The organism is Delftia sp. WSY_22 (assembly GCF_043104185.1).
GTDB lineage: Bacteria > Pseudomonadota > Gammaproteobacteria > Burkholderiales > Burkholderiaceae_C > Comamonas > Comamonas tsuruhatensis.
Genome location: NZ_JBICKN010000057.1, coordinates 323,152 through 347,576 on the forward strand (window position 1 = coordinate 323,152; position 24,425 = coordinate 347,576).

The 24,425-nt window shown below is 68.0% G+C and carries 18 protein-coding genes and 1 tRNA gene; 10 read left to right on the forward strand and 9 right to left on the reverse strand.

Annotated features, from left to right (window positions below):
* Nucleotides 1-281 precede the first annotated feature (281 nt).
* Nucleotides 282-2,102 (forward strand): gamma-glutamyltransferase, encoded by a 1,821-nt coding sequence (gene ggt / locus ACF8NF_RS25520; protein WP_016449779.1) that lies wholly within the window; start codon nucleotides 282-284, stop codon nucleotides 2,100-2,102.
* Nucleotides 2,103-2,198: 96 nt separating this feature from the next.
* Here ggt and glxR read toward each other — a convergent pair whose 3' ends face one another.
* From glxR to gcl, 3 genes are all read right to left on the reverse strand, one after another.
* The gene (glxR, locus tag ACF8NF_RS25525) at nucleotides 2,199-3,113 is read right to left on the reverse strand and encodes a 2-hydroxy-3-oxopropionate reductase (RefSeq protein ID WP_016449780.1); all 915 of its coding nucleotides are present in this window, start codon (nucleotides 3,111-3,113) and stop codon (nucleotides 2,199-2,201) included.
* Between the two features lie 51 nt (nucleotides 3,114-3,164).
* A complete protein-coding gene (gene hyi, locus ACF8NF_RS25530; protein WP_392451508.1) occupies nucleotides 3,165-3,965 on the reverse strand; it encodes a hydroxypyruvate isomerase in 801 nt (266 codons plus the stop codon).
* A 240-nt stretch (nucleotides 3,966-4,205) separates the two neighbouring features.
* Nucleotides 4,206-5,996 (reverse strand): glyoxylate carboligase, encoded by a 1,791-nt coding sequence (gene gcl / locus ACF8NF_RS25535; RefSeq protein WP_016449782.1) that lies wholly within the window; start codon nucleotides 5,994-5,996, stop codon nucleotides 4,206-4,208.
* Nucleotides 5,997-6,116: 120 nt separating this feature from the next.
* Here gcl and ACF8NF_RS25540 point away from each other — a divergent pair, with 120 nt between their 5' ends.
* Nucleotides 6,117-7,034 (forward strand): LysR family transcriptional regulator, encoded by a 918-nt coding sequence (locus tag ACF8NF_RS25540; protein WP_016449783.1) that lies wholly within the window; start codon nucleotides 6,117-6,119, stop codon nucleotides 7,032-7,034.
* A gap of 98 nt (nucleotides 7,035-7,132) precedes the next feature.
* Here ACF8NF_RS25540 and ACF8NF_RS25545 read toward each other — a convergent pair whose 3' ends face one another.
* The 3 genes from ACF8NF_RS25545 to ACF8NF_RS25555 all read right to left on the reverse strand — a co-directional run bounded on the left by ACF8NF_RS25545 (nucleotide 7,133) and on the right by ACF8NF_RS25555 (nucleotide 10,684).
* Nucleotides 7,133-8,455: a glycerate kinase gene (locus ACF8NF_RS25545; protein WP_392451509.1), complete on the reverse strand. Its 1,323-nt coding sequence runs from the start codon at nucleotides 8,453-8,455 to the stop codon at nucleotides 7,133-7,135.
* A gap of 104 nt (nucleotides 8,456-8,559) precedes the next feature.
* Entirely contained in the window at nucleotides 8,560-9,525 is a 966-nt protein-coding gene (locus tag ACF8NF_RS25550) for a tripartite tricarboxylate transporter substrate binding protein (protein WP_392451510.1), read from the reverse strand.
* 52 nt (nucleotides 9,526-9,577) lie between these two features.
* Nucleotides 9,578-10,684, reverse strand: a complete 1,107-nt coding sequence (locus ACF8NF_RS25555; RefSeq protein WP_034391100.1) for a tartrate dehydrogenase — start codon at nucleotides 10,682-10,684, stop codon at nucleotides 9,578-9,580.
* Nucleotides 10,685-10,808: 124 nt separating this feature from the next.
* Between ACF8NF_RS25555 and ACF8NF_RS25560 the strand changes: the two genes are divergently transcribed.
* From ACF8NF_RS25560 to ACF8NF_RS25595, 8 genes are all read left to right on the forward strand, one after another.
* Entirely contained in the window at nucleotides 10,809-11,732 is a 924-nt protein-coding gene (locus ACF8NF_RS25560) for a LysR family transcriptional regulator (RefSeq protein WP_338497588.1), read from the forward strand.
* Nucleotides 11,733-11,818: 86 nt separating this feature from the next.
* Nucleotides 11,819-12,496: a GntR family transcriptional regulator gene (locus ACF8NF_RS25565; protein WP_012204034.1), complete on the forward strand. Its 678-nt coding sequence runs from the start codon at nucleotides 11,819-11,821 to the stop codon at nucleotides 12,494-12,496.
* Nucleotides 12,493-13,449 (forward strand): allantoinase PuuE, encoded by a 957-nt coding sequence (gene puuE / locus ACF8NF_RS25570; protein WP_016452629.1) that lies wholly within the window; start codon nucleotides 12,493-12,495, stop codon nucleotides 13,447-13,449. Before ACF8NF_RS25565 ends, puuE begins: the two co-directional genes overlap by 4 nt.
* A gap of 6 nt (nucleotides 13,450-13,455) precedes the next feature.
* On the forward strand, nucleotides 13,456-15,231 hold the full coding sequence (gene uraD, locus ACF8NF_RS25575) for a 2-oxo-4-hydroxy-4-carboxy-5-ureidoimidazoline decarboxylase (protein ID WP_160854190.1): 1,776 nt from the start codon (nucleotides 13,456-13,458) through the stop codon (nucleotides 15,229-15,231).
* Nucleotides 15,228-16,520: a M20/M25/M40 family metallo-hydrolase gene (locus ACF8NF_RS25580; RefSeq protein WP_313283507.1), complete on the forward strand. Its 1,293-nt coding sequence runs from the start codon at nucleotides 15,228-15,230 to the stop codon at nucleotides 16,518-16,520. Before uraD ends, ACF8NF_RS25580 begins: the two co-directional genes overlap by 4 nt.
* A gap of 393 nt (nucleotides 16,521-16,913) precedes the next feature.
* The gene (locus ACF8NF_RS25585; RefSeq protein WP_016449790.1) at nucleotides 16,914-18,401 is read left to right on the forward strand and encodes a nucleobase:cation symporter-2 family protein; all 1,488 of its coding nucleotides are present in this window, start codon (nucleotides 16,914-16,916) and stop codon (nucleotides 18,399-18,401) included.
* Between the two features lie 185 nt (nucleotides 18,402-18,586).
* Nucleotides 18,587-20,884 (forward strand): NADP-dependent malic enzyme, encoded by a 2,298-nt coding sequence (locus tag ACF8NF_RS25590; protein ID WP_012204029.1) that lies wholly within the window; start codon nucleotides 18,587-18,589, stop codon nucleotides 20,882-20,884.
* Between the two features lie 114 nt (nucleotides 20,885-20,998).
* Nucleotides 20,999-21,086 (forward strand) — tRNA-Ser (locus ACF8NF_RS25595).
* 107 nt (nucleotides 21,087-21,193) lie between these two features.
* Here the strand turns inward: ACF8NF_RS25595 and ACF8NF_RS25600 are convergent.
* The 3 genes from ACF8NF_RS25600 to ACF8NF_RS25610 all read right to left on the reverse strand — a co-directional run bounded on the left by ACF8NF_RS25600 (nucleotide 21,194) and on the right by ACF8NF_RS25610 (nucleotide 24,299).
* The gene (locus tag ACF8NF_RS25600) at nucleotides 21,194-22,171 is read right to left on the reverse strand and encodes a VOC family protein (RefSeq protein ID WP_374005908.1); all 978 of its coding nucleotides are present in this window, start codon (nucleotides 22,169-22,171) and stop codon (nucleotides 21,194-21,196) included.
* 76 nt (nucleotides 22,172-22,247) lie between these two features.
* The gene (locus ACF8NF_RS25605; protein WP_126312408.1) at nucleotides 22,248-23,084 is read right to left on the reverse strand and encodes a fumarylacetoacetate hydrolase family protein; all 837 of its coding nucleotides are present in this window, start codon (nucleotides 23,082-23,084) and stop codon (nucleotides 22,248-22,250) included.
* 90 nt (nucleotides 23,085-23,174) lie between these two features.
* Nucleotides 23,175-24,299 carry a porin gene (locus ACF8NF_RS25610; protein WP_287142307.1) on the reverse strand — a complete coding sequence of 375 codons (1,125 nt, stop codon included), beginning with the start codon at nucleotides 24,297-24,299 and terminating at the stop codon, nucleotides 23,175-23,177.
* Between the last annotated feature and the right edge of the window lie 126 nt (nucleotides 24,300-24,425).

Consider the following 24,425-nt stretch of genomic DNA (forward strand, 5'->3'; position numbering starts at 1 on the left):
CACGAAGCGCGGCGCGCGACAGCACTCGCGGCCCCCTCGTGCATTCGCAAAGTGTATACAGTTTTTGTACGCCCTTGAAGTGCGCCATGCAGCTCGAGCCTAGGCAGATACCCGCACTTTCGGCGTCGGCAGCGGCCCGTGGGCAGGCCTGCAACGCCATGCTTCTACACTGTGGTCCGCCGCCGCCCCGGCTGCAGGCCCTGCGGCCATCGCATACCGGGCGGCAAAGGACTTTCGCTCATTTCAACGGTTCCACTGTTTCATCTGCCAAGGAGATACCGATGCCATTTCGCTCCCCCTTGCTGGCAACCAGCCTGGCGCTGGCCATTGCCAGCCTGGCCGCCTGCAGCAGCACACAGCCGCCCGCGGCCTCGGCGCCGCCAGCGCCGGTGGCCGCAGCACCTGCACCGGCGGCAGCGCCCATCACGCAAAGCAATGCGGCCCAGGCGGCCAGTGCAGCCTATGACTTCGACATGGATGTATTCCATCCCGTCGTGGCCAGGAACGGCATGGTGTCCAGCGAGCAGGAGCTGGCCTCGCGCATCGGCCTGCAGATCCTGAAGTCGGGCGGCAATGCGGTGGATGCCGCCGTGGCCATGGGCTTTGCGCTGGCGGTGGCCCTGCCCAATGCCGGCAACATCGGCGGCGGCGGTTTCATGATCGTGCACGACGCCAAGAGCGGCAAGAACATTGCGCTGGACTTCCGCGAGGTCGCACCCTCCAAGGCCACGCGGGACATGTACGTGGGCGCGGACGGCAAGGTCATCGACGGCAAGTCGCTGTACACCCACTACGCCGTGGGCGTGCCCGGCACCGTGGCCGGCATGGAGCATGCATTGAAGAAATGGGGCTCTCTGCCGCTGTCCACGGTGATTGCGCCATCCGTGAAGCTGGCCGACAAGGGCTTTACGGTCAGCGAGACCCTGGCCAAGATCCTGGAGCAGGAAAAGAAGAACATGGGCCAGTGGCCCGCCACCCAGGCCATCTTCTGGCGCAACGGCGAACCCCTCAAGCGCGGCGACCGCCTGGTGCAAAAGGACCTGGCGCAGTCGCTGCGCCTGATCGGGCAGCAGGGCTCCAAGGTGTTCTACGAAGGCGCCATTGCCCGCAAGCTCGCGGCCGAGATGGCGCCGCATGCGGGCGCCCTGTCGCTGCAGGATCTCAAGAACTACAAGGTGGTCGAGCGCGAGCCCGTGCGCGGCACCTATCGCGGATATGAGATCGTGACCATGCCGCCCCCGTCCTCCGGCGGCGCCCACCTGATCCAGATCCTTAACATGATGGAACGCTGGCCCATGAACCAGTGGGGCGCCAACAGCGCACAGAGCATCCACTACATGGCCGAAGGCATGAAGCTGGCCTATGCCGACCGGGCCGAATACCTGGGCGACCCGGACTTCGTGACCGTGCCGCTCAAGGGCCTGACGTCCAAGCGCTACGCCGAGGCTCTGGCCGCCGGCATCGACCCCTACCAGGCGCGCGCCGGCAAGGACATCAAGCCCGGCAAGCCCCAGCCCTACGAGAGCGACCAGACCACGCACTACTCCGTGGTGGACAGGATGGGCAACGCCGTGGCCGTGACCTATACGCTGAACACCAACTTCGGCAGCGGCATCGTGGCCAAGGGCACGGGCATCCTGCTCAACAACGAGATGGACGACTTCTCTGCCAAGCCCGGCGTGGCCAACGCCTACGGCCTGGTCGGCGGCGATGCCAATGCGGTGGCCGCAGGCAAACGCCCGCTGTCGTCCATGACGCCCACCATGGTGCTCAAGGACGGCAAGCCCGTGCTGGTCACCGGCAGCCCCGGCGGCGCGCGCATCATCACCACCGTGCTGCAGACCGTGGTCAATACCATCGACTTCGGCATGAACCCGGCCGAGGCCGCCGCCACGCCGCGCTTTCACCACCAGTGGACGCCCGACGAGCTGCGCGTGGAAAAGGGCATCAGCCCCGACACCGTGGCCCTGCTCAAGTCGCGCGGCCACAACGTTGCCGTGAAGGCATCCATGGGCCGCACGCAGACCATCCAGCTGCGCGACGGCATGCTCTACGGCGCCTCCGACCCGCGCAACCCCGACGGGCAGACTCTGGGCTATTGAAGCAAGAAAAAGCCGCGCCCGTTGCCGAGCGCGGCTTTTCACAACAGGGCGGCGCAAGGCCGCCCTCCCACCAATCGCGTTGTCAGTTGCGCGGCATCAGGCCGGGACCTTCTGGCCCACTTCGAAGTTGGCCTGGATCTCCAGCGCACGCACCATGCCCGAGTGATCCCAGTTCGCGCCGCCGTGGGCCACGCAGCTGTTGAACAGCTCCTGGGCCTGGGCGGTGTTGGGCAGGGACACACCGAGCTGGCGCGCGCTGCTCAGGGCCAGGTTCAGGTCCTTCTGGTGCAGCGAGATGCGGAAGCCCGGGTCGAACGTGCGCTTGATCATGCGCTCGGCATGCACTTCCAGGATCTTGGACGAGGCAAAGCCGCCCAGCAGCGCCTCGCGCACGCGGGCCGGGTCGGCGCCGGCGCGCGATGCGAACAGCAGGGCCTCTGCCACCGCCTCGATGTTCAGCGCCACGATGATCTGGTTGGCCACCTTGGCGGTCTGGCCGTCGCCATTGCCGCCCACCAGGGTGATGTTCTTGCCCATGCGCTCGAACAGCGGCTTGACGCGCGCGAACACGTCCTCGGGGCCGCCGACCATGATGGACAGGGTGGCGTTCTTGGCGCCCACCTCGCCGCCGGAGACCGGCGCATCCAGGTACTGGGCGCCGATGGCCTCGATGCGGCGAGCGAAGTCCTTGGTGGCCACGGGCGAGATGGAGCTCATGTCCACCACCACCTTGCCGCTGCTGCCCTTGAGGCCGGCGGCCACGCCGTCCTCGCCGAACAGCACCTTCTCGACATCGGGCGTGTCGGGCAGCATCAGGAAGATGATGTCGGCCCGCTCGGCCACGCCGCGCGCGGTGGTGCACTGGGTAGCGCTGCTCTCGGCGATCTGCGCCGGGATCTTGCCCAGGGTGTTCACGAAGAGCTGGTGGCCAGCCGCCAGAAGGTGGCCTGCCATGGGCGCGCCCATGATGCCCAGGCCCACGAAACCAAGCTTGAGAGAGGATGCATTCATGCTGTGTACTCCTTGTCGTTTTTGAAAAGCTGAGAAAAACTCCGGCGGCGCTCAGGCGGCGACTGCCGCGCGCACGCTGGTGTGGGCGTCCAGCCAGCCCAGGCCCGATTCGGTATCGCGCGCAGGCTTGTACTCGCAGCCCACCCAGCCCTGGTAGCCGATGCGGTCCAGGTGCGCGAAGAGGAAGGGGTAGTTGATCTCGCCCGTGCCCGGCTCGTTGCGGCCCGGGTTGTCGGCCAGCTGCACGTGGCCAATGCGCGCCAGATGCTTTTGCAGCGTGGCCGCCAGCTCGCCCTCGGTGCGCTGGGCGTGGTAGATGTCGTACTGCACGAAGGCGTTGGGCGCGCCCACCTCGTCGAGGATGGACAGGGCCTCGTCCGTGTGGTTCAGGTAGAAGCCGGGAATGTCGAAGGGGTTGATGGGCTCGATCAGCAGGCGCAGATTGGCCGCGCTCAGCGCCGATGCGGCAAAGCGCAGGTTGTCCACGAAGGTGCGGCGCAGCAGCGCGGCATCGGCACCGGCAGGCGCCTTGCCGGCCAGGCAGTTGAGCTGGGGCACGCCCAGCGCATGGCCATAGGTCACGGCCTTGGCCACGCCGGCGCGGAACTCGTCCACGCGGTCGGGGTGGCAGGCAATGCCGCGCTCGCCCGCATCCCAGTCGCCGGCCGGCAGGTTGTGCAGCACGATCTGCAGGCCGTGGGCGTCGACGCGCTCCTTGATCTCCTGGACCGTGTGGGCGTAGGGAAACAGGAATTCCACGGCCTCGAAGCCGGCGCGCGCCGCGCGCTCGAAACGGTCGAGGAAGGGCACCTCGGTGAACAGCATGCTGAGGTTGGCAGCAAAACGGGGCATGTCAGAAGTCTCCGGTAGTCGTTTGGTGGGTTGGGAGCGGCAGGGCACGCAAGGCGCCCGCCGGTAAAAATGCCCAAGGGGCAATGGAAATCGGAACCCCCGATTGCCTGCACCGCCCGCAATGCAGGCATTGGCGCAGCGCCAGCCGGGGATGCCAGGCAAGGGCCGCCCCGCAGCGATGGCATCGTCCCCCTCCGAAGAGAGGGGGAAGCGGCGCAGCCGCTCAGGGGGCGCCTTGCGTCAATCCAGCAGGGCCAGGGCGCTGGGCACGTCGGCAGGCGCTGCGGCCAGATCCTCGAACTCGATCACGTTGTCGATCTCGGCGCCCATGGAGATGTTGGTCACGCGCTCCAGGATGACCTCGACGACGACCGGCGTGCGGTGCTCGGCCATCCAGGCCTCGGCCTGCTGCATGGCGGGCGCGAAGTCCTCGGGACGGTGCACGCGGATCGCCTTGCAGCCCAGGCCCTCGACCACCTTGACGTGGTCCACGCCATAGCCCTTGGACTCTTCCTTGTCGTCGACATTGATGTTGTCGAAGGCCAGCTGCACGCAGTAGTCGATGGAGAAGGCGCGCTGCGCCTGGCGGATCAGGCCCAGGTAGCTGTTGTTGACCAGCACATGGATGTAGGGCAGCTTGAACTGCGCCCCCACGGCCAGCTCCTCGATCATGAACTGGAAGTCATAGTCGCCCGACAGCGCCACGATCTTGCGGGCCGGGTCGGCCACGCGCACACCCAGGGCGGCCGGCACGGTCCAGCCCAGCGGGCCGGCCTGGCCGCAGTTGATCCAGTTGCGCGGCTTGTAGACATGCAGGAACTGCGCGCCGGCAATCTGCGACAGGCCGATGGTGGAGACGTAGCAGGTGTCCTTGTCCAGGCTGCGGTTCATGCACTGGTAGACACGCTGCGGCTTCATGGGCACGTTGTCGAAATTGGTCTTGCGCAGGTACTCCACATTGTTCTTGCGGGCCTGGCATTCGGCCACCCAGCCGCTGCGGTCCTTCAGGCGGCCAGCCGCCTTCCACTCGCGCGCCACCTCCACGAAAAGCTGCAACGCCGCGCCGGCATCCGAGACGATGCCGTAGTCGGGCGCGAACACGCGGCCGATCTGCGTGGGCTCGATGTCCACGTGCACGAACTTGCGGCCCTTGGTGTAGACCTCGACCGAGCCCGTGTGGCGGTTGGCCCAGCGGTTGCCGATGCCCAGCACGAAGTCGGAGGCCAGCATGGTGGCATTGCCGTAGCGGTGGCTGGTCTGCAGGCCGCACATGCCGGCCATCAGGCGGTGGTCGTCGGGAATGGTGCCCCAGCCCATCAGCGTGGGGATCACGGGTACGTCCAGCAGCTCGGCGAACTCCACCAGCAGCTCGGACGCATCGGCGTTGATCACGCCGCCGCCCGACACCAGCAGCGGGCGCTCGGACTCGTTGAGCATGGCGATGGCCTTTTCCACCTGCTTGCGCGTGGCAGCCGGCTTGTAGACAGGCAGGGGCTCGTAGGTATCGATGTCGAACTCGATCTCGGCCAGCTGCACGTCGATGGGCAGGTCGATCAGCACGGGGCCGGGGCGGCCCGAGCGCATCAGGTGGAAGGCCTGCTGGAAGGCGCGCGGCACCTGGGCCGGCTCCAGCACCGTGGTGGCCCACTTGGTCACGGTCTTGGCGATGGAGGCAATGTCCACGGCCTGGAAATCTTCCTTGTGCAGACGCGAGCGCGGCGCCTGGCCCGTGATGCACAGGATCGGAATCGAATCCGCGCTGGCCGAGTACAGGCCCGTGATCATGTCCGTGCCGGCCGGGCCGCTGGTGCCGATGCACACGCCGATGTTGCCGGCCACGGCGCGGGTGTAGCCCTCGGCCATGTGGCTTGCGCCTTCGACGTGGCGCGCCAGGATATGGCCTATGCCGCCATGGTCCTTGAGCGCTGCGTACAGCGGGTTGATGGCGGCACCGGGAACGCCGAATGCGACGGTGACGCCTTCTTTTTCCAGCACGCGGACTGCGGCTTCGATTGCTTTCATTTTCGCCATGGAGGTCTCCTTCAAACTGGAGACAACTCTAGGCAGACGGGCCTGTTGGCGGAACGCCTGCACAGACCATAAAATTTATTCCGTGCAGGAATAACTATCAATGAAAAAGGAGACAGCACCATGGACAGACTCGATGCCATGCACATGTTCGTGCGCGTGGTGGAGACCGGCAGCTTCACCAAGGTCGCGCACGAGTTCGCCACCACCCAGCCCACGGTGACCAAGCAGGTCGCGGCCATGGAGACGCGCCTGAAGGTGCGCCTGCTCAACCGCAACACGCGTGGCGTGAGCCTCACCGAAGCGGGCGCGCTGTACTACGAGAAATGCAAGACCATCGTCAACGACGTGGCCGAGGCGGACAAGGTGGTGCAGGTGCGACAGACCCAGGTGCAGGGCCAGCTGCGCATCGGCAGCTCGGTGGCCTTCGGCCGGCGCGTGCTGATCCCGCTGGCGCTGGAGTTCATGACGCACAACCCCCAGGTGCAGATCGACCTGAGCTTCGAGGACCGCTACACCGACCTGGTGGCCAACGGCATCGACGTGGCCCTGCGCCTGGGCAAGCTGGCCGACTCCAGCCTGGGCGCACGCACCCTGGGCGTGAACCCCTGGGTGCTGGTGGCCTCGCCCGCCTACCTGCGCAAGCGCGGCACGCCGCGCCGCCCCTCCGACCTCAAGGAGCACGCCACGCTGATCTACAGCAGCGTGCAGGGCAACGACCTCTGGCGCCTGCGCAACGCCAGCGGCGAGCCCGTGTCCGTGCCCGTCACCGGCCGCCTGCGCTCCAACAACCTCTCGGCCCTGCTGGCGGCCTCACGCTCGCACATGGGCATCGCCGCCCTGCCCCGCTACGTGGCCCACGACTCGCTGCAGGCCGGCCGCGTGGTCGAAGTGCTCAAGACCTGCCGCCTGCCCGAGCAGGAAATCCACGCCGTCTACCCCTCGCCGCGCCTGGTGCCGCAGAAGGTGCAGTCCTTCATCGCCTTCCTGCAGGGGCGGTTCGATGCCGAATGGTGGGAGACGCTGCCGCGCGGGGCGTGAGCGCCTGAAGCAAGCGGGCCTGAAACAAGCGGGCCTGAAACAAGTGGCCGGGCGCACGTCCCGGCCTCGAAAAACAACCACCCGGCAGGGACAAAAACCTAGAGAACCAGAATCGCCCGGAAGTCATTCACGTTGGTATGCGTGGGCCCGGTCACCACCAGATCCCCCAGCGCATCAAAGAACCCATACGCATCATTGCGGTCCAGGTACTCGGCAATCCGCATGCCCTGGGCCTGGGCCCGCGCCAGCGTATCCGGCGACACGCGCGCTCCCGCGTTGTCTTCCACGCCATCGATGCCATCGGTATCGGCCGCCAGCGCCCAGACCTTGTCCTGCCCCTGCAGGGCCTGGGCCAGGCCCATGCAGAACTCGCCCGCGCGGCCGCCGCGCCCCTTGGGCGTGCCGGCCGGGCGCTGCCGGATGGTGACCGTGGTTTCGCCGCCGGACAGGATCACGCAGGGCTTTGCAAACGGCTGGCCGTGGCGGGACACGGCGCGCGCCAGGGCGGCGTGGACCTTGGCGACTTCGCGCGATTCGCCCTCGATCTCGTCGGACAGCACATGGGCGCGCAGGCCTGCGGCCTCGGCCACGCGTGCGGCCGCCTCCAGCGAGTGCTGGGGCGTGGCGATCATGTGGACCTCGTGGCCGTCGAAGCGCGCGTCGCCGGGCTTGGGGGTTTCCAGCTCGCCCGCCTCCAGCGCGCGGCGCACGGATTCAGGCACGTCGATGCGGTAGCGCGCGAGGATGGCCAGCGCGTCGGCGCAGCTACTGGCATCGGGCACGGTGGGGCCGCTGGCGATGATGGAGGGGTCGTCGCCCGGCACGTCGCTGATGGTCAGCGTGACCACGCGCGCGGGCGCGCAGGCCGCGCCCAGGCGCCCGCCCTTGATGCGCGACAGGTGCTTGCGCACGCAGTTCATCTCGCCGATGGCGGCGCCGCTTTCCAGCAGGGCGCGGTTGATGCGCTGCTTTTCCTCCAGGTCGATGCCTTCGGCCGGCAGGGTCAACAGGGCCGAGCCGCCGCCCGAGATCAGGCACAGCACGAGGTCGTCCTCGGTCAGCCCTTCGGTCAGCGCGAGGATGCGTTCGGCGGCGGCCAGGCCTGCCGCATCGGGCACGGGGTGGGCGGCCTCGACCACCTCGATGCGCTGCGCCAGGCCTTCGGGGCGCGGCGGGATGTGGTGGTAGCGCGTGACCACGAGGCCGGACAGCGGCGCGTCCGCTGGCCACAGCGCCTCCAGCGCCTGGGCCATGGAGCCGCCGGCCTTGCCCGCGCCCAGCACCAGGGTGCGGCCCTTGGGAGGCTTTGGCAGGCATTGGGCCATGCTGTACAGGGGCTGCGCATCCTTGACCGCAGCGCGGTAGAGGTCGAGCAGAAAGGCTTGGGGATCGGTGAGGTGCAGGTCCGTGGTGCTGGTCATGGTGTGTTGTCTCCGCCGGGCATTATGGAATTTCCTGCACCGGCGGTGGCATGCGGTCAAGTCACAACTGATTCGCCCGGCCTCGTTCCTCGTGCCAACTCAACTCAATCCAGGGCCACCTTGGCGTCCTTGACCAGCCTGGCGAAGCGGTCGGTGTCGTCGCGGATCTGGCGCGCCATCTGCTCGGGTGATCCGCCGATGGGCTCGGCGCCTATCTCTTCCATCTTCCTGCGGAACTGCGGGGACTCGATGATGCGGTTCATGTCTGCGCCCAGCCGCGCCAGTACCTGCCTGGGCGTGGCGGCCGGTGCCAGCACGCCGAACCAGGTGCCCATGTCGAAGCCCTTGAGGCCGGCCTCGTCCAGCGTGGGCACATCGGGCAGGGCCACCGAGCGCCGGGCCGTGGTCACGGCCAGCGCGCGCAGCTTGCCGGCCTTGATGTGGGGCAGCACAGGCGTGACGGTATCGAAGGACATGGCGATCTGCCCGCCCAGCAGATCCGTGGTCAACGGCCCGCTGCCCTTGTAGGGCACGTGCAGCAGCTGCACGCCGCCCATGGACTCGAACTGCGCGCCGATCAGGTGCTGGCCCGTGCCCGCGCCGTTGGAGCCATAGGCCAGCTTGCCGGGCTGGGCCCGGGCCTGGGCCAGCAGCTCCTGCACGGTTTTGGCGGGCACCTGCGGATGGACCACCAGCACATTGGGGACCACGGCCACCACGGTGATGGGCGCCAGGTCCTTCTGGAAGTCATAGCCCAGCCTGCGGTAGACGCTGGTGGCAATGGTGTGGTGCACGGCGCCCATGAGCAGGGTGTAGCCGTCAGGTTTCGCCTTGGCCACATGGTCGGCGCCCAGGGTGGCGCCCGCGCCGGGGCGGTTTTCCACGACCACGGGCTGGCCCAGACTCTTGGACAGCTCCTGGCCCAGCGCGCGCGCCAGCACATCGGTGGTGCCGCCTGCGGGAAACGGCACGATGAGGTTGACGGGGCGCGCCGGCCAGGCCTGGGCCCAGGCGGCAGGGAAGGCGGCGGCCAGCGCGCATGTTGCGGCAACCCTGGTGATGCGGTTCATGGCTTGTCTCCTGTCTGTTCTGTTGTCTGTCATCGGACCATGCAGCGCGCGCTCAGGCAGGCACGGGCTCGGCCTGGGCCTCGGCGGTCTGCGCGCGCAGCCGTGCGCAGACCGCGTCGGTGACCTGGCGCGTGGTGGCCTTGCCGCCCAGGTCACGCGTGTGCAGCGCGGCATCGGCGGTCACCTGCTCCACGGCCTGCATCAGGCGCTGCGCGGCGCGGTGCTCGCCCAGGTGCTCCAGCAGCATCACGCAGCTCCAGAAGGTGCCCACGGGATTGGCCAGGCCCTGGCCCATGATGTCGAAGGCCGATCCGTGGATGGGCTCGAACATGCTGGGATAGCGGCGCTCCGGATCGATGTTGCCCGTGGGCGCAATGCCCAGGCTGCCGGCCAGCGCGGCCGCCAGGTCGCTGAGGATGTCGGCATGCAGGTTGGTGGCAACCAGGGTGTCCAGCGAGGCGGGGCGGTTGACCATGCGCGCCGTGGCTGCGTCCACCAGTTCCTTGTCCCAGCGCACGTCGGGAAACTCGGCGGCCACCTGCACCGCGATCTCGTCCCACATCACCATGGCGTGGCGCTGGGCGTTGGACTTGGTGATCACCGTCAGCAGCTTGCGCGGCCGCGACTGCGCCAGGCGGAAGGCGAAGCGCATGATGCGCTCCACGCCCGCGCGGGTCATCATGCTCACGTCGGTGGCCACCTCGATGGGATGGCCCTGGTGGGCGCGGCCGCCCACGCCCGCGTATTCTCCTTCGGAGTTCTCGCGCACGATGACCCAGTCCAGGTCCTCGCGTGCGCAGCGCTTGAGCGGCGCATCGATGCCGGGCAGGATGCGCGTGGGCCGCACATTGGCGTACTGGTCGAACCCCTGGCAGATCTTCAGGCGCAGGCCCCACAGCGTGACATGGTCGGGAATGTGCGGGTCGCCGGCCGAGCCGAACAGGATGGCGTCCTGGCCGCGCAGCGCGTCCAGCCCGTCGGCCGGCATCATCTCGCCGTGCGCGCGGTACCAGTCGCCGCCCCAGCCGAAACTGGTGAAGGCAAAGCCCAGGCCGGGCTGGGTTTCGGCCAGCGCCTGCAGCACCTCCTGCCCTGCGGGCACCACTTCCTTGCCGATGCCATCGCCGGGAATGCAGGCGATGCGGTATGTCTTTGTCATGAAGGCTCCTTGGATTGCGGTGGATGAAGCGCCATGCGGATCCATGGCCTTGTCCGTGAATCTATCGATGAAACAACGCCGCGCGCGCCTCTAGAGTGATGGCATCGTTCACTTTGATTCAACAATGAGCACACCCGTCTCGGCGCCATCGGAGATGGCCTTCTTCTGCCTGCTGGCCCGCAGCGCCAGCCTGTCGGCCACGGCCCGCGAGCTGGGCATCACCACGCCGGCGGCCAGCAAGCGCCTGTCCCAGATGGAGGCGCGGCTGGGCGTGCAGCTGGTCAGCCGCACGACGCGGCGCCTGGGCCTGACCGATGAGGGCCAGACCTACCTGGCCCATGCGCGGCGCATCCTGGACGACATTGCCGCCATGGAGCAGGCCGTGGCCAGCATGCCCGGGCAGCCGCAGGGCCTGCTGCGCATCAATGCCACGCTGGGATTCGGGCGCAGCCATATCGCGCCGCTGATCGCCAGCTTCGTGCGCAGGCACCCGCAGATCCAGGTGCAGCTGCAGCTGTCGGCCTCGCCGCCGCCCCTGGTCGATGACAGCTTCGACCTGTGCATACGCTTTGGCGAGCCGCCGGACGCGCGCGTCATCGCGCGCCGCCTGGCGCCCAACCGGCGGCTGCTGTGCGCGTCTGCCGCCTACCTGGCGCGGCGCGGCACGCCGGCCACCCCGCGCGAGCTGATGCAGCACGACTGCATCGACATCCGCCAGGGCGACGACGCCCACGGCGTCTGGCGCTTCACCCACAACGGCCCCGGCCGCAAGACCGAAGCCATCCGCCTGCGCGACAGCCTGAGCACCAACGATGGCGAGATCGCCGTGGGCTGGGCCCTGGCCGGCCTGGGCATCGTCATGCGGGCCGAATGGGATATCGCCCGCTACCTGCGCAGCGGCCGCCTGGTGCAGGTGCTGGCCGACCATGCCACGGCACCGGCCGACATCCATGTGGTCTATCCGCAGCGGCATGCGGCAACCCAGCGCGTGCAGCGCTTTGTCGAGCACCTGGCACGGCACTTCGATACGGCCGCGCCCGGTTTCTGAAAAGGCATGCCGTATGCGGGGAAACGCCAATAAGCAGTAGACAGAAACTGTATACAACTCTTGTGGCCAGCCGCTATGATGGCCGGATGGAGACTTCCACCACCAGTTTCATTGTCGAGAGCCTGACCCGGGCCATCGTCGAACACCGTCTTCTGCCCGGCACCAAGCTGGCCGAGCAGAAATTGGCAGACCATTTCGGCGTCTCGCGCACCCTGGTGCGCCAGGCGCTGTTCCAGCTGTCGCAAAACCGCCTGATCCGGCTCGAACCCGCGCGCGGGGCCTTCGTGGCCACGCCCTCGGTGGACGAGGCGCGCCAGGTCTTCGCCGTGCGCCGCATGCTCGAGGCCGAGATGGTGCGCGCCTTCATCGCCCAGAGCACGCCGGCCAAGATCCGCGCGCTGCGGCAGCACGTGGCGGCCGAGAAAAAGGCCATGGACGGCAACGACGTCGGCCAGCGCACCGAGCTGCTGGGCGACTTCCACGTGCGCATGGCCGAACTCATGGGCAACGAGGTGCTGGCCCAGCTGCTGGGCGAGCTGATCTCGCGCTGCGCGCTGATCACGCTGATGTACCAGTCCAGCACGGCCGCCGAGCATTCCCATGACGAGCATGCCGAAATCGTCACGGCCCTGGCCGGCGGCGACGCCGACCATGCCGTGCAGCTCATGCAGCAGCACCTGGACCACGTGGAAGCCGGCCTGACCTTCGACCGCGACATGCCGACCAGCGATCTTTCGATGGCCCTTTCCTCCGTATCCGCATGACCTACGACGCCACTGCCCCCTATCCCCGCGACCTGATCGGCTACGGTCGCACGCCCCCCCACGCCCGCTGGCCCGGCCAGGCCCGCGTGGCCGTGCAATTCGTCCTCAACTACGAAGAGGGCGGCGAGAACTGCGTGCTGCATGGCGATGCCGCCAGCGAGCAGTTCCTGTCCGAAATGTTCAATCCGGCCGCCTACCCCGAGCGCCACATGAGCATGGAAGGCATCTATGAATACGGCTCGCGCGCAGGCGTCTGGCGCATCCTGCGCGAGTTCGAGAAGCGCGGCCTGCCGCTGACCGTGTTCGGCGTGGCCACGGCCCTGCAAAAGCACCGCGAACTGGCCGCCGCCTTCCACGAGCTGGGCCATGAAGTGGCCTGCCACGGCCTCAAGTGGATCCACTACCAGAACATTCCCGCCGAGGTCGAGCGCGAGCACATGCGCCAGTGCATGGAGATCTTCGGCGAGCTGTATGGCCACGATGGCGACCACGGCCTGGGCTGGTACACGGGCCGCGACAGCCCCAACACCCACCGCCTGGTGGCCGACGACGGCCGCTTCGCCTACGACAGCGACTACTACGGCGACGACCTGCCCTTCTGGATGAAGGTCGGCAAGAGCGACGGCAGCACCCGCAGCCAGCTCATCGTGCCCTACACGCTGGACTGCAACGACATGCGCTTCGCCCTGCCCCAGGGCTACTCGCACGCCGACCCGTTCTTCCAATACCTGAAGGACACGTTCGACGCCCTCTACGCCGAGGGCGATCCGGCCGGCGATGACTCCCCCAAGATGATGAGCATTGGCATGCACTGCCGCCTGCTGGGCCGCCCCGGCCGCATCACGGCACTGCAGCGCTTTCTGGACCACATCCAGCGGCACGACAAGGTCTGGGTCTGCCGCCGCATCGACCTCGCGCGCCACTGGGCGCACCACCATCCCGACAAGGAATAACGCAGCATGGCTCTGACGCTGGAACAACTCAATGCCGCCGACCTGGCCACCGCCACAGGTCTGCTCGACGGCCTGTACGAACACTCGCCCTGGATTGCCGAGGCCGCGCTGGCCCAGCGCCCCTTCCGCTCGCTGGCACAGATCAAGTACGCCATGGCCCAGGTGCTGGACAAGGCGCCGGTGCAGGCCAAGCTCGACCTGATCCGCGCCCACCCGGAGCTGGCCGGCAAGGCCATGGAGACCAACACGCTCACGGCCGAATCCACCAACGAGCAGAACAAGGCCGGCCTGACCCGCTGCACGCCCGAGGAGCTGGAGCACATCCGCAAGCTCAACGCCGAGTACGGCAAGCGCTTCGGCTTTCCCTTCATCCTGGCCGTGCGCGGTCCGCGCGGCGCGGGCCTGGCCAAGGCCGAGATCATCGAGACCTTCGAGCGCCGCCTGCACAACCACCCCGACTTCGAGCTGGGCGAGGCGCTGCGCAACATCCACCGCATTGCCGAGATCCGCCTGAACGACAAGTTCGGCTACACGCCCGAGCTGGGCAACGATGTCTGGGACTGGCAGGAAAAGCTGGCCCAGCACAGCGACCCCGGCTATGCCGAAAAGGGCCAGCTCACCGTCACCTACCTCACCGACGCCCACCGCGCCTGCGCCCAGCGCATCAGCCACTGGATGCGCGACTGCGGCTTCGACGAGGTCGAGATCGACGCCGTGGGCAACGTCGTGGGCCGCTACAAGGCGGCCACCGAGGACGCCAAGACCCTGCTGACCGGCAGCCACTACGACACCGTGCGCAACGGCGGCAAGTACGACGGCCGCCTGGGCATCTTCGTGCCCATGGCCTGCGTGCGCGAGCTGCACCGCCAGGGCAAGCGCCTGCCGTTCCACATCGAGGTCGTGGGCTTTGCGGAAGAGGAGGGCCAGCGCTACAAGGCCACCTTCCTGGGCTCGGGCGCGCTGATCGGCGACTTCAAGCAGGAATGGCTGGAGCAAAAGGATGCCGACGGCATCACCCTGCGCGAGGCCATGCAGCATGCCGGCCTGTGCATTGACGACATTCCGAAGCTGCAGCGCGATCCGGCCCGCTACCTGGGCTTCATCGAGGTGCACATCGAACAGGGCCCGGTGCTCAACGAGCTGGACATCCCGCTGGGCATCGTCACCTCCATCAACGGCAGCGCGCGCTACATCTGCGAGATGATCGGCATGGCCAGCCACGCCGGCACCACGCCCATGGACCGCCGCCGCGATGCCGCCTGCGGCGTGGCCGAGCTGGCGCTGTACATCGAAAAGCGCGCCGCGCGCGACGGCACCTCGGTGGCCACCATGGGCCAGCTCAATGTGCCCAGCGGCTCGGTCAACGTGGTTCCCGGCCGCTGCCAGTTCAGCCTGGACCTGCGCGCGCCCACCAACGAGCAGCGCGACGCCATGGTGGCCGACATCCTGGCCGAGATCGAGGCCATCGCCCAGCGCCGTGGCCTGCGCTACAGCACCGAGCTGGCCATGAAGGCCGCCGCCGCCCCCAGCGCCCCCGAATGGCAGCAGCGCTGGGAAGCCGCCGTGGACGCCCTGGGCGTGCCCCTGTACCGCATGCCCAGCGGCGCCGGCCACGACGCCATGAAGCTGCATGAAATCATGCCCCAGGCCATGCTGTTCGTACGCGGCCTGAACGCCGGCATCAGCCACAACCCGCTGGAAAGCTCCACCGCCGACGACATGCAACTGTCCGTCGATGCCTTCTCCCACGTACTGAACCAACTGGCCCAAGAGCAGCAATGACCAACATGAACCAAGACAAGCAAGCCACCTACGCCGCCCTGGACGCCTGGATCGACCAGCATTTCGATGAAGAGGTGCAATTCCTGCAGGCCCTGGTCCAGGTTCCGACCGACACCCCGCCCGGCAACAACGCCCCCCACGCCGAGCGCACGGCCGAGCTGCTCAAGACCTTCGGCTACGAGGCCGAGAAGCACACCGTGCCCGAGGCCGAGGTCAAGGCCTACGGCATGGAATCCATCACCAACCTGATCGTGCGCCGCCCCTACGGCAGCGCAGGTGACGCCGGCGGCGGCCTGACCATTGCGCTGAACGCCCACGGCGACGTGGTGCCGCCCGGCGAGGGCTGGACCCAGGACCCCTATGGCGCCGCCATCGAGGACGGCAAGCTCTACGGCCGCGCCGCCGCCGTGAGCAAGAGCGACTTCGCCACCTTCACCTACGCCGTGCGTGCGCTCGAAGCCGTGGCCAAGCCCTCCAAGGGCGCGGTGGAACTGCACTTCACCTATGACGAGGAATTCGGCGGCATCCTGGGCCCCGGCTGGCTGCTGGCCAACAACCTCACCCAACCCGACCTGATGGTCGCCGCCGGCTTCAGCTACGAAGTCGTCACCGCCCACAACGGCTGCCTGCAGATGGAAGTGACCGTGCAGGGCAAGATGGCCCACGCCGCCGTGCCCCACACCGGCGTGGACGCGCTGCAGGCCGCCGTGGTGCTGATGAATGCGCTGTACGCCGAGAACACCAAGTACCAGCAGGTGACCTCCAAGGTGCCGGGCATCAAGCACCCCTACCTGAACATCGGCCGCATCGAAGGCGGCACCAACACCAACGTGGTGCCCGGCAAGGTCGTGCTCAAGATCGACCGCCGCATGATCCCCGAGGAGAACCCGGCCGAGGTCGAGGCCAGCATCCGCGCCGTCATCGCCCAGGCCATTGCCGACTTCAACGCCAACGGCGGCTACACGGGCGAGGATGCCGTGCGCGTGGACATCAAGCGCCTGCTGCTGGCCAATGCCATGACGCCGCTGGCGGGCAACAAGCCCCTGGTGGACGCCATCCAGGCCCATGGCGAAGCCGTGTTCGGCGAAAAGCCCCCGGCCGTGGGCACGCCGCTGTACACCGACGTGCGCCTGTACGTGGAGCGCGGCATTCCCGGCGTGATCTACGGCGCCGGCCCGCGCACCGTGCTGGAATCCCACGCCAAGCGCGCCGACGAGCGCCTGGTGCTGGAGGACCTGCGCCGCGCCACCAAGGTCATCGCGCGCATGCTGTGCGACCTGACGGCCTGACCGCCTGACGGCCCGCATCAAGGCCTGACCCCCAAGCCCGGCGCCGCCGGGCTTTTTTGCGTCCGGGCACCGCATCGGGGCGCGCGCACCTCCGCAGCCCATGCCGTGCACCCGAGCCGCGCCCGAGCCGCACCACAGCGGCCGCCAGGCACCAGCACGGTGCCTGGCGCTTGCCTGGCGCTTGCCTGGCGGCTGGCATCCATCTTGCAATGCACCATGGCACTCCCGCCCTGGCAGGCGATGCGCACCAAAACGGGTTGGCGCGACTGCCGCAACAGGGTTTACCGGGAGCAGAAATTTCCCATGATCTGTATACACTTTTTGTATGGATGTTGGTGCCAAACCCTGTCACGCCGGCGTCCGTTCCCATAAATCCCGAGGAGACAAATCCCCATGCAATCTTCCGTTCATCCCGTCGATGAGATGCTGCCCGCAGGCAAGCTCACGGCGCTGGGCCTGCAGCACGTTCTCGTGATGTATGCGGGCGCCGTGGCCGTGCCCCTGATCGTCGGCCGCGCACTCAACCTGCCGCCCGAGCAGGTGGCCCACCTGATCTCGGCCGACCTGTTTTGCTGCGGCCTGATCACGCTGATCCAGGCCATGGGCGCGACCCAGTGGTTCGGCATCAAGCTGCCCGTGATGATGGGCGTGACCTTCGCCAGCGTGGCGCCCATGGTGTCCATGGCGCAGACCACGGGCGGCTCGGCGGGCGCGGGGCTGATCTTCGGCTCGGTGATCGGGGCGGGGATCGTGTCCATCCTCATCGCCCCGCTGATCAGCCGCATGCTGCGCTTTTTCCCGCCCGTGGTGACCGGCACCATCATTGCCGTCATCGGCATCAGCCTGATGCGCGTGGGCGTGAACTGGATCTTCGGCAACCCCGTCGGCCCCACCGCGCCCAGCGTGCCCAACCCCGAGCACCTGAAATGGCTGGCCGACGCCCAGGCCACGGCCGGCGCGCCAGGCTCCTCGCTGCCGCCCGTGCCCAAGGGCTTCGCGGTCGTGCCCACCATTCCCAACCCCAAGTACGGCGACCTGACCGGCGTGGGCATCTCGGCCATCGTGCTGTTGTCCATCCTGCTGATCGCGCGCTTTGCCAAGGGCTTCCTGGCCAACGTCTCGGTGCTCATGGGCATCCTGATCGGCGGCGTGCTGTCCGTGGCCATGGGCCTGATGGACTTCAGCAAGGTCGCCAAGGCCGAATGGTTCACGATGGTGCTGCCCTTCGAGATCGCCACGCCGGTGTTCGACCCCATCCTCATCCTCACCATGAGCCTGGTGATGGTGGTGGTGATGATCGAGTCCACCGGCATGTTCCTGGCCCTGGGCGACATGACCGATCGCAAGATCAGCCAGGACGAGCTGACCCGCGGCCTGCGCACCGACGGCCTGGGCACGCTGATCGGCGGCATCTTCAACACCTTCCCCTACACCAGCTTCTCGCAGAACGTGGGCCTGGTCGCCGTCACCGGCGTCAAGAGCCGCTGGGTCTGCGTGGCCGGCGGCGTGATCCTGATCGTGCTGGGCGTACTGCCCAAGATGGGCGCCCTGGTCGAGTCCCTGCCCACCGTGGTGCTGGGCGGCGCGGGCCTGGTGATGTTCGGCATGGTGGCCTCCACCGGCATCCGCATCCTGAGCAACGTGGATTTCCAGACCAACCGCAACAACGCCATGATCGTCGCCGTGTCCATCGGCGTGGGCATGATTCCGCTGGTGGCGCCGAATTTCCGCCAATGGATGCCCCACGGCATTCATCCGTTGATCGAATCCGGTATCCTGCTGGCCTCGATTACCGCGGTGGCATTGAACATTTTCTTCAACGGAGCCAGCAGCGACACCTCTGCTGCCGTCCGGGCCGCACGCCAGGCAGACGCCCACTGATGAAACAGTGCCCGCCCTGGCGGGCACGCCCAACAACCGCCCGGCCTACCCGCCGGGCCGTGCGCCCCCTGCCGTCCATAGGCGCCAGGGGGCTTGTTGTCGAAATCCCTGAGGCAAAACTGTCCTGACCCTCATAGGCTGTAGCTATCCGGTAAGCTCCGAGAGCATTTGCAGAGAATTCCTGTATGACCCAAAACCTGTCCAACGCCGAACAAGCCCTGCGCGACGCAGCCCGCGAATACCATCGCAGCCCCAACAAGGGCAAGATCTCCGTCACGCCCACCAAGCCCTTGTCCAACCAGCGCGACCTGTCGCTGGCCTATTCGCCCGGCGTGGCCTACCCCTGCCTGGACATCCAGGCCGACCCCTCGCTGGCCGCCGAATACACGGCGCGCGGCAACCTGGTCGGCGTCATCACCAACGGCACGGCCGTGCTGGGCCTGGGTGACATCGGCCCGCTGGCCGGCAAGCCGGTGATGGAAGGCAAGGGCTGCCTGTTCAAGAAGTTCGCCGGCGTCGACGTGTTCGACATCGAACTGGCCGAGCGCGATCCCGACAAGCTGATCGAGATCATCGCCTCGCTCGAACCCACGCTGGGCGGCATCAACCTCGAGGACATCAAGGCGCCCGAGTGCTTCTACATCGAGCAGGAGCTGTCCAAGCGCATGAACATCCCCGTGTTCCATGACGACCAGCACGGCACGGCCATCATCTCCAGCGCCGCCCTGCTCAACGGGCTGGAGCTGGTGGACAAGCAGATCGGCAACGTCAAGATCGCCGTCTCCGGCGCCGGCGCCGCCGCCATCGCCTGCGTGAACGTGATGGTGGGACTGGGCGTCAAGCGCGAAAACGTCTTCATGTGCGACTCCAAGGGCGTGATCTACGAAGGCCGCCCCGGTGGCCTGGACGCCTCCAAGGCCCAGTACGCGCAAAAGACGGACGCCCGCACCCTGGCCGATGCCGTCAAGGATGCCGACGTCTTCCTGGGCTGCTCGGCTCCCGGCGTGCTCACTGCCGACATGGTCAAGACCATGGCCGACAAGCCCATCATCCTGGCCCTGGCCAACCCCGAACCCGAGATCCGCCCTGAGCTGGCCAAGGCCGTGCGCCCGGACTGCATCATGGCCACGGGCCGTTCTGACTACCCCAACCAGGTCAACAACGTCCTGTGCTTCCCCTACATCTTCCGTGGCGCGCTGGACTGCGGCGCCACCAAGATCACCGAAGCCATGAAGCTGGCCTGCGTTCGCGAAATCGCCGCACTGGCCAAGCAGGACGTCAGCGATGAAGTCGCCGCCGCCTACCAGGGCAAGGAGCTGAAGTTCGGCCCCGACTACCTGATCCCCACGCCCTTCGACACCCGCCTGATCCTGCGCATCGCGCCGGCCGTGGCCAAGGCTGCCGAAGAGTCCGGCGTTGCCACCCGCCCCATCGCCGACTACGACGCCTACCGCGAGAGCCTGACCCGCTTCGTCTACCAGACCAGCATGTTCATGCGTCCGGTGTTCGCCGCCGCCAAGGCCAACCAGCAGCGCGTGGCCTATGCCGAAGGCGAAGACGAGCGCGTGCTGCGCGCCGCCCAGGTCGCCGTCGATGACGGCCTGGCCAAGCCCATCCTGATCGGCCGCCCCGCCGTGATCGAGGCCCGCATCGCCAAGGCCGGCCTGCGCCTGGTGCTGGGCAAGGACGTGGAGATCTGCAACCCCGAGGACGATCCGCGCTTCCGCCAGTACTGGGAAACCTACCACCGCCTGATGGGCCGCAACGGCGTCACGCCCGAGACCGCCAAGGCCGCCGTGCGCCGCTCCAACACACTGATCGCCGCGCTCATGGTCCACCTGGGCGATGCCGACGCCATGCTCTGCGGCCTGGTCGGCAAGTTCGACAGCCACCTGGCCCATGTGCGCGACGTGCTCGGCCTCAAGCAAGGCGCTGGCGAATTCGCCACCGTCAACGCCGTGATGCTGGACAGCGGCACGCTGTTCATCGCCGACACCTACATCAACGAGGCGCCCAACGCCACCGAGTTGGCCGACATCGCCCGCCTGGCGGCCGAGGAAGTGGCCCGCTTCGGCCTGCCGCCCAAGGTGGCCTTCCTGTCGCACAGCAACTACGGCTCGTCCAGCCGCCCCTCGGCGCTGAAGATGCGCGCTGCGCGCGACCTGTTCGCCGCCGCCAACCCCGACGTGGAATGCGATGGCGAAATGCACGGCGACTCCGCCCTGTCCGAAGCCATCCGCGACCGCGCCCTGCTCGAATCCTCGCTGCACGGCGAGGCCAACGTGCTGATCTGCCCCAACCTGGACGCCGCGAACATCCTGTTCAACGTGCTCAAGACCACGGGCGGCCACGGCACGACCATCGGCCCCATCCTGCTGGGCGGTGCTGCCGCAGCCCATGTGCTGACCCCCTCCGCCACCGTGCGCCGCGTGGTCAACATGACGGCCCTGGCCGCAGCCCAGGCCATCGCTGCCCGCGGCTGATCCGCTGCGCCCCCCGAGAGGCGCCCCTGCGAAGGGGCGCCTTTTTGATTGCGGGTCGTGCATCGGCACGCATCCCTCGGGACCCACGCAAGCCCGGCTAGAATACGGAGCTTCGGAGACTTGGGTGAGCGGTTTAAACCAGCAGTCTTGAAAACTGCCGACGGGCAACCGTCCGTGAGTTCGAATCTCACAGTCTCCGCCAGATCCTTGTATCAACCGACAGGCGGCCAAAGAGCCGGCCCTGTTGCACAGCGCCCCGATGCCGCAAGGCAGCGGGGCGTTCCTGCGTCTGGGGCATTGGCGGGCGCCTCAGCGTGGAGGCTCGTGGTTGGTGACGAAGTCGGCGGGCACGTCCGGCCCCCAGACGTAGAGCGAATCCTCGGGAGGATGGTCGGCCGCAGGCCACACCGCGCCCGCCTCGACAAAGTCGATGTCGCAGGAGTACTCGGCGAAGCTGCCCCAGGGATCGCGCACATAGCGAAAGAAGTTGGAGCCCAGCACATGCCTGCCCACGCCCCAGCCCTGCGCATAGCCCGCCTCGGCCATCTGCCGGGCGCCGCTGCCCACGGCGTCGACAGAAGGCACGCACCAGCTGCTGTGGTGCAGGCCGGGTCCATGCGATGCGGCCAGTGCCAGCAGGTGGTGGTCGCTGCCGTGCGGGCTGTGCAGGAAGGCGATGACCGAGCCCGAGCGGTCCGAGAGCCTGAGTCCCAGCACCTCGGTGTAGAACGCCAGCGCGGCATCCACGTCGGCGCAGAACAAAAGCACATGCGACAGGTGCAGCGGCCGGATCTGCGGCATGAGGCTGCGGGCCGGCGCGCGGCCGGCATTGCGGCAGGCCGGCGGCAGCACGTGCGGTGCGGGCGCCGACGGAGAGCTCTTGGCGGCTGCACGCAGCTGGATGGGCACCCCGTCGGGGCTGGCGATCCAGATACCGTCGGTCCGGGCACCGGCCGGCGCAGGAATGCGTGCGATCCCCGCGCCGTCGATCCGGTGCGAGAAGGCATCGAGATCGGCCGCATGGATGCCCAGGCTCAGCCACTGCAGCCTCTTGTGCGTTGCGGCCTCCAGCACCCGCGCCCAGCGGTGGGGATGCCCGTAGGTGTGCAGCGCCAGCGCGCCGTCGATGTCGCGCACCTCGAGCCCGAAACTGGCGTAGAAATGCCGCGCCGCTTCGAGATCGGGCACGCTGAAGACGAACTCATCGATCGAATGCACGGCCGGCTGCCCGGCCGCGCCGGATGGCGTTCCAGGTGTCGTTCCAGATGGCGTGGGAAGGCCGCTCATGGTGTCCCCTCCTTTGCATGTTCACTGTGCGAAGACCGGCGGGCAGCGCCACGCGGCCGGTGGGCGGGCGAGGCCATCACCGCACCCGCTGGAGCTGCCGCCCAAGAACCCCGCCGTCCAGCGTCATGACATCGCCGGACTTCAGGAAACGGGGCGGCTTCATGCCCAGGCCGACACCTTCGGGCGTGCCGGTGATGACAAGGTCGCCGGGCAGCAGCGTCATGAACTGGCTCAGATAGGACACGAGACAGGCCACCGGGAAAATCATGTCTGCCGTGCTGCTGCGCTGCATGACCTCGCCATTGACGGACAGCGTCAGTTCGATGGCCTGGGGGTCGGGCAGCTCGTCGGCCGTGACCAGCCATGGCCCGACCGGGCCGAAGCCATCGAAGCTCTTGCCCTTGCCCCACTGGCCGTTGCGCTTGATCTGCCAGTCACGCTCGGAGATGTCGTTGGCCAGCAGGTAGCCGGCCACATGCGCGAGCGCACCTTCCACGGGGATGCGGCTTGCGCGCGTGCCGATCACAAAGCCCAGTTCGATCTCCCAGTCGGTGGCAACCGACGCTTCGGGCAGGCGCACCTCGTCGTCCGGCCCGGCCAGCGATGAAAGCGCCTTGTGAAAGACCACGGGCTCCTTCGGAATGTCGAGACCCGACTCCTCGGCATGCCGCCGGTAGTTGAGCCCGATGGCAACGAACTGGCGCGTGCCGGCGACAGGGGGCCCCAGGCGGCTGCCTTGCGCCACCAGCGGCAACCGCTGCAGATCGACGGCGGCCAGCGCGGCCAGCCTGCCGGGCGCCATCCACTCGGGCGTGAAATCGGGCACCAGGTCCGACAGGTCGCGCGCCTGGCCCTGGGAATCGATGGCGCCGGGCTTCTCGCAGCCGCTGGCGCCGTGGCGTATCAGTTTCATGGTCTGTCTCCTGGGACGGGAAGTGGGAAGTGGAAAGTGGGAAGGAAATGGATCGGGACGCGGACGCGGGCCCTGCATGCGGGTTGAGCCTCAGAAGCTATGCCGCACGCCGGCAGCGAAGCCGTTCTGCGAACGCCCGGGGGCGGGCGCGGCGCCTGGCGCCGCATTGCTGACCGACAGCGCAAGTGCTCCCTCGTTGGACAGTTGCCCTGCGGTCGCATACAGCGTGGTGCGCTTGGACAGCGAATACCGGGCCCGCAGGGCAAAGAGCCGGGCCCCGTCGTCGCTTCGCCTGAAACGCAGATCCAAGGCCTGCGCATCGAGGGTCAGGGCCGGTGTGGCGGAGAAACTGGCGCCCAGGTACCAGAGATCGCTGCGTGGCGCATCGGGACGGCCGTCGTTGTGGCGGGCAATGACCCCGGCGCCGAGCTTCCATGCCCCCCAGCGCACCCATCCCGCGGCGGTGGAGCGACGGTCCTTGCGCGCGCTGCTGGTCAGGCCTGCGAAGGCGCCGGGGCCTCCACGGATTTCATCGACGGCCAGCGCGATGCCCCAGGCCTTGGCCTCGTACTTGAGCATTGCCGACCATTGCCGGCAGGCGCTGGAGTCGCCCGGCTGCTCGCCGGGGCAGTTGGTTCCCGCGGGACCGGGGCCAGCATTGACGGCATCACGCCCCAGGCTGTAGGTCGCGCCGACGGTGAAGCCGCCAAGGCCGGCGCGCCACGCAAGCGCGTTGTCCGCGCGCGCATTGGGCAGGTAGCTGTCCAGCGATGCCGCGCCGTAGGCATTCGGGCCGAGGATGTCCGCATCGAGCTGGGACCAGTACAGCATGGTGTACTGGCGCCCCAGTGTGAGGCTGCCCCAGTCGCCGGACAGGCCGACGAAGGCCTGGCGCCCCCAGGCGCGCCCGCCCTGGTTCAGCACGCCCGCGTCGAGCGCCAGGCCCTGCTCCATCGTGAACAGGGCACGCAGGCCGCCGCCCAGGTCCTCCGAGCCGCGCAGGCCGATGCGCGACGGCACGCTGCCGGTGAGGCCCGGCATGCGGTTCAGCGAAGCGCCTCCCTGGCCCACATCGGTCAGGTGCTCGACGGATGCATCGAGCAGGCCATAGAGCTTGACGCCCTGGGCCAGGGCGGGTGCCGAGGGCACGGCAGCGGCACCGGCCAGGCATAGCGCGGATAGCGCGGCGCGAACAGGAAAGGAGGGATGTGGCATGTTGTCTCCTGAAAGTGATGGATGTCGGCAAGGACGGCGAAAGCGCAGACTCAGGCGCAGGCCGGCGTCCCCCGGCCGGACTGGCCAGGGTCAGGAACGCGAAAGGCCGGACGGCCCGGGGGGCAG